The organism is Mycobacterium sp. (genome assembly GCF_035314665.1).
GTDB lineage: Bacteria > Actinomycetota > Actinomycetes > Mycobacteriales > Mycobacteriaceae > Mycobacterium.
In genome coordinates this window covers 1-3,895 of the sequence record NZ_DATFZD010000445.1, presented here as the reverse complement: position 1 = coordinate 3,895, position 3,895 = coordinate 1, and the positions used below count along the sequence as shown (strand labels likewise).

3 protein-coding genes and 1 pseudogene are annotated in these 3,895 nt (G+C 64.2%); 3 read left to right on the top strand and 1 reads right to left on the bottom strand.

The features are described 5' to 3' along the window. The 3 genes and pseudogenes from VKI00_RS32525 to istB all read left to right on the top strand — a co-directional run. Positions 1-210 (top strand): annotated as a pseudogene (locus VKI00_RS32525) (hypothetical protein); the annotation flags it as partial. Positions 211-396: 186 nt separating this feature from the next. Continuing rightward, positions 397-1,941, top strand: a complete 1,545-nt coding sequence (gene istA / locus VKI00_RS32520; protein ID WP_324447409.1) for an IS21 family transposase — start codon at positions 397-399, stop codon at positions 1,939-1,941. A 61-nt stretch (positions 1,942-2,002) separates the two neighbouring features. Continuing rightward, on the top strand, positions 2,003-2,782 hold the full coding sequence (gene istB, locus VKI00_RS32515) for an IS21-like element helper ATPase IstB (RefSeq protein WP_324447408.1): 780 nt from the start codon (positions 2,003-2,005) through the stop codon (positions 2,780-2,782). A gap of 811 nt (positions 2,783-3,593) precedes the next feature. Here istB and VKI00_RS32510 read toward each other — a convergent pair. Further along, a partial coding sequence (locus VKI00_RS32510) for a Mut7-C RNAse domain-containing protein (protein ID WP_324447407.1) occupies positions 3,594-3,895 on the bottom strand: 302 nt, incomplete at its 5' end.

Here is a 3,895-nt window from a genome sequence, read left to right as displayed (position 1 = left end):
CCACTTCCGTTGTGGCCGAAATATTGGATACAGGCTCTGGCCAATCACTTTCACCGCCAACTTAGTCCGGCACCGAAGGTCGACATTTCGGTGGTTGACGACTGTATTCGGTTCTCAGTTTTCGTATCGACCGAGGTGTCCGTAGAGGATCTGTCCAAACTTGACGATGTCGTCTCCAACGCAGTCAAGAATGCCGGTCGCGCCATCGAATGTCAGCGGTCACGTAATTCCCCCACTTTGAGGGGTTGTCCGTCACGTAATTCCTCCACCCCGGCTGTCACGTAATTCCCCCACCCTGGGGCGGTGTGGCAGCCGGTTGTGGGCCTCGCACACAGGTTCGCTCGACTCACGGATCAACTCGTGAGGAAGGCGCCGATGGCGAGGAGAAGTTTCGATATGTTCGACCTGATCGAGTTGTTCACCCACTGGCATGCGGGGCGGTCCCAGCGCCAACTCGCCAAGAGTTTGGGTATCGACCGTAAGACGATCGCGAAGTATCTGGCGCCGGCGATCGCCGAGTCGTTGACCCCTGGCGGGGAGCTGATCACCGAGGCTGCGTGGGCCGCTTATGTCGCCCGCTGGTTTCCTGAGGTCGCCGATCCCGGGCTGCGGGCCACGACCTGGCCGGGTATCGAGGTGCACCGTGACCGGATCCGCGACTGGCTGACCGCCGAGGTGAGCGCGGCGACGATCGCGCAGCGGCTGCGCGATGAGTATGGCGTGTCGGCGTCGGAATCCTCAGTGCGGCGTTGGATCTGGGCGAACCTGTCCGAGGAGGCGGCGCGAGAGAGGGTGACCGTGGCGCGCGGGCCGGTGGCGCCGGGCAGCGAAGCCCAGATCGACTACGGCAAGCTCGGGATGTGGTTTGATCCCGTCAGTGGTCGACGGGTGGCGGTGTGGGCGTTCGTGATGGTGCTGGCCTGTTCGCGGCACCTGTTCGTGCAGCCGGTCATCAGAATGCATCAAAGCTCCTGGTGCGCTTCGCATGTGGCGGCGTTCGAGTTCTTCGGCGGTGTCCCCGCCAGGCTGGTGCCCGACAACCTGAAGGCCGGTGTGATCCGTCCGGACCTCTATGACCCGAAGATCAACAAGGCCTACGCGGAACTGGCTACCCATTACGGCTGCCTTATCGATCCGGCGCGGGCGGGCAAACCGAAGGACAAACCGCGAGTGGAACGGCCGATGCAGTATGTCCGGGACTCGTTCTGGCGGGGCCGCGAGTTCACCTCCTTGGAGCAGATGCAGGCCGCCGCCGCGGTGTGGAGTCGTGAGGTCGCTGGGGTGCGCAAGTCCCGGGCTCTGGACGGGGCCCAACCCGGGTTCGTATTTGCCACCGTCGAACAACAGGCGTTGCTGCCGTTGCCGCGCAACGAGTTCCAGCTCGCCGTGTGGTCCACAGGCAAGGTCGCCACCGACTGCCACGTCAAGGTCGGCAAGGCGCTGTACTCGGTGCCATGGCGGTTGATGGGCCAACAGGTTCACGCCCGCACCTGCGGAGACCTGGTGCAGATCGTCCACGACACCACCGTCGTGGCCACTCATGTGACGCATCACTGCGGCCGGACCACCGACTTCGAGCACTACCCGCCGGAGAAGATCGCCTTCACGATGCGCAATCCAACCTGGTGTCGCCGGGTGGCCGCCGAGGTCGGACCGGCCTGCACCCAGGTGATCGCCGAGTTCATGGAAATCAACGCCATCCACCGGCTGCGCAGCGCTCAAGGCGTTCTGGCGTTCCGCAAAACTGTCGGCGATGCGCGTCTGGAGGCGGCATGCGCTCGGGCGATCGCAGTGGGCGATCCGAGCTACCGCACCATCAAGGGCATCCTCGCCGCCGGCACCGAACTCGACGGCATCACCGAACCCGCCGCTCCGCACGCCCCGGCCCATCTGCGCGGCCCGCAGGCGTTCGACACCGACACAACCGGCGAGACCGCATGAGTCCACAACCGTATTCGTCTGCTGCCCAGCATTATTCGATCCCCACAAGGAGACCATCATAATGAGCATCCTCGACCCGGCGCTGCGCAACGCGTTGCGCACTCTCAAACTCACCGGCATGCTCGAGACACTGGATGCCCGGTTGGCCCAAACCCGCGACGGCACCCTCGGGCACCTCGATTTCCTGCAGGTACTCTGCGAAGACGAGATCGCCCGCCGCGAATCAGCCGCCCTGACCCGCCGCATCCGCCGAGCCCGCTTCGAGGAACAATCGACCTTCGAATCCTTCGACTTCACCGCCAACACCAAACTCCCCGCGGCGATGCTGCGCGACCTGTCCGCACTGCGGTGGCTCGACGCCGCCGAATCGGTCATCCTCTACGGACCCGTCGGCGTCGGCAAAACCCATGTCGCACAGGCACTCGGACACGCCGTGGCCCGACGCGGCGGAGACGTCCGGTTCGCGAAAACCTCCCGCGTGCTCTCCGACCTCGCCGGCGGACACGCTGATCGCACCTGGGGCCAACGCATCCGCGAATACACCAAACCGTTGGTGCTGATACTCGACGACTTCGCCATGCGCGAGCACACCGCGATGCATGCCGACGACCTCTACGAGTTGATCTCCGACCGCGCCGTCAACGCCAAACCGCTCATCCTGACCTCCAACAGGTCCCCCAAGGACTGGTACAACCTGTTCCCCAACCCCGTCGTCGCCGAATCACTGCTCGACCGACTGATCAACACCAGCCACCAAATCCTCATGGACGGACCCAGCTACCGGCCCCGAAAGCGACCCGGCGCTACCGCGCCGCTAGACAACACCAAACCCACCCGGTAGACCTACACCCGAGGCCCACCGGTGGCGGAATTACCTGACAGCAACCCCGGCGGAATTACGTGACGGTCGACAAATTCAACCGTCCCGCCGGCAAAGTCAATGATGATTGACCATGATTGGCACCAAGAGGCCTTGTCGGACAGTTCCTTTGGTCTCGACGTGTCCTTGGTTGACCATGTCTCTGTTATCGGCGAAACGCTTGCGCCACTGATTGACACGACGAACGCGGGGCCTGGGGACTGTTATCTGGCCACCAGTGGGGACCTCCACCTGGCCACCATTGGGGACTTTTTCATGGCCACGTACAGCGGGCTGGTGGAGTCGGAGCCCCGTTACCAATGAGGAGTCATGGCCGACACCGAGAAGACTCCCGCGATGCTGCTCGACGAGCTGGCCGTCCTGGCCCCCCATCGCCTACGACGACTACTCCGATCACCGCCAAGGATGGGAGGTCGGCTCAGGCAGCGGCATCCGGCACCCCCTCCCGCCTGCACCGCCCAAAGGCACGCACGACACGACAATGAGGTCTTGGGGCATGGGACACCCGCCTTCGACGACGATCGCCGACGCCGCCCTCCGGCGCATACTCGGATCTGAGACCTAAAGCCGTAGGTCCACCGTCATGGGACGGTGGTCGCCTCCGGGCGAGACACGACCAACCTAGCGGCGCTCGACCAACAAACACCATGTAAACCAGGTGTGGATAAGGCCACTGCGGGCGCGAAAGAGAAGGCCTTGGCTGGCGTGCGGCGGACAGCGCGGGACGATAACGGGTTCACAGCGGCCGCCCGAGCTCACCGCCAGCCGTCGATCAGAGCTGGTCCCGGAGTCCCTCGATAAGGCTGACCAACCTTGCGTGATGTGAGCCGGGCCAGTAGATCCGCCCGCACTCCGCGCAGCGACTGAAATCGTCGTAGTACCGGCGGGTCAACGGCTCGAGGTGGTCGATCACCTCGTCCTTGGTAACGGGGATGAGCCTGCCGTTGCACTGCACGCACCGTGTGAACGGCGCCAGCCGTCGTCGCAGGTCCAGTCGCCGTATCACCTCGAGCGTCTGCTCCTCGGGGTGGCCGGCGTGGACGAAGAGGCCATGGGTGATGGCGCGACGCTTCA

What these genes read in the sequence shown, in the direction of transcription:
- istA (WP_324447409.1), top strand. Translation starts at nt 397, where the DNA reads ATGTTCGACCTGATCGAGTTGTTCACCCACTGGCATGCGGGGCGGTCC.
- istB (WP_324447408.1), top strand. Translation starts at nt 2,003, where the DNA reads ATGAGCATCCTCGACCCGGCGCTGCGCAACGCGTTGCGCACTCTCAAA.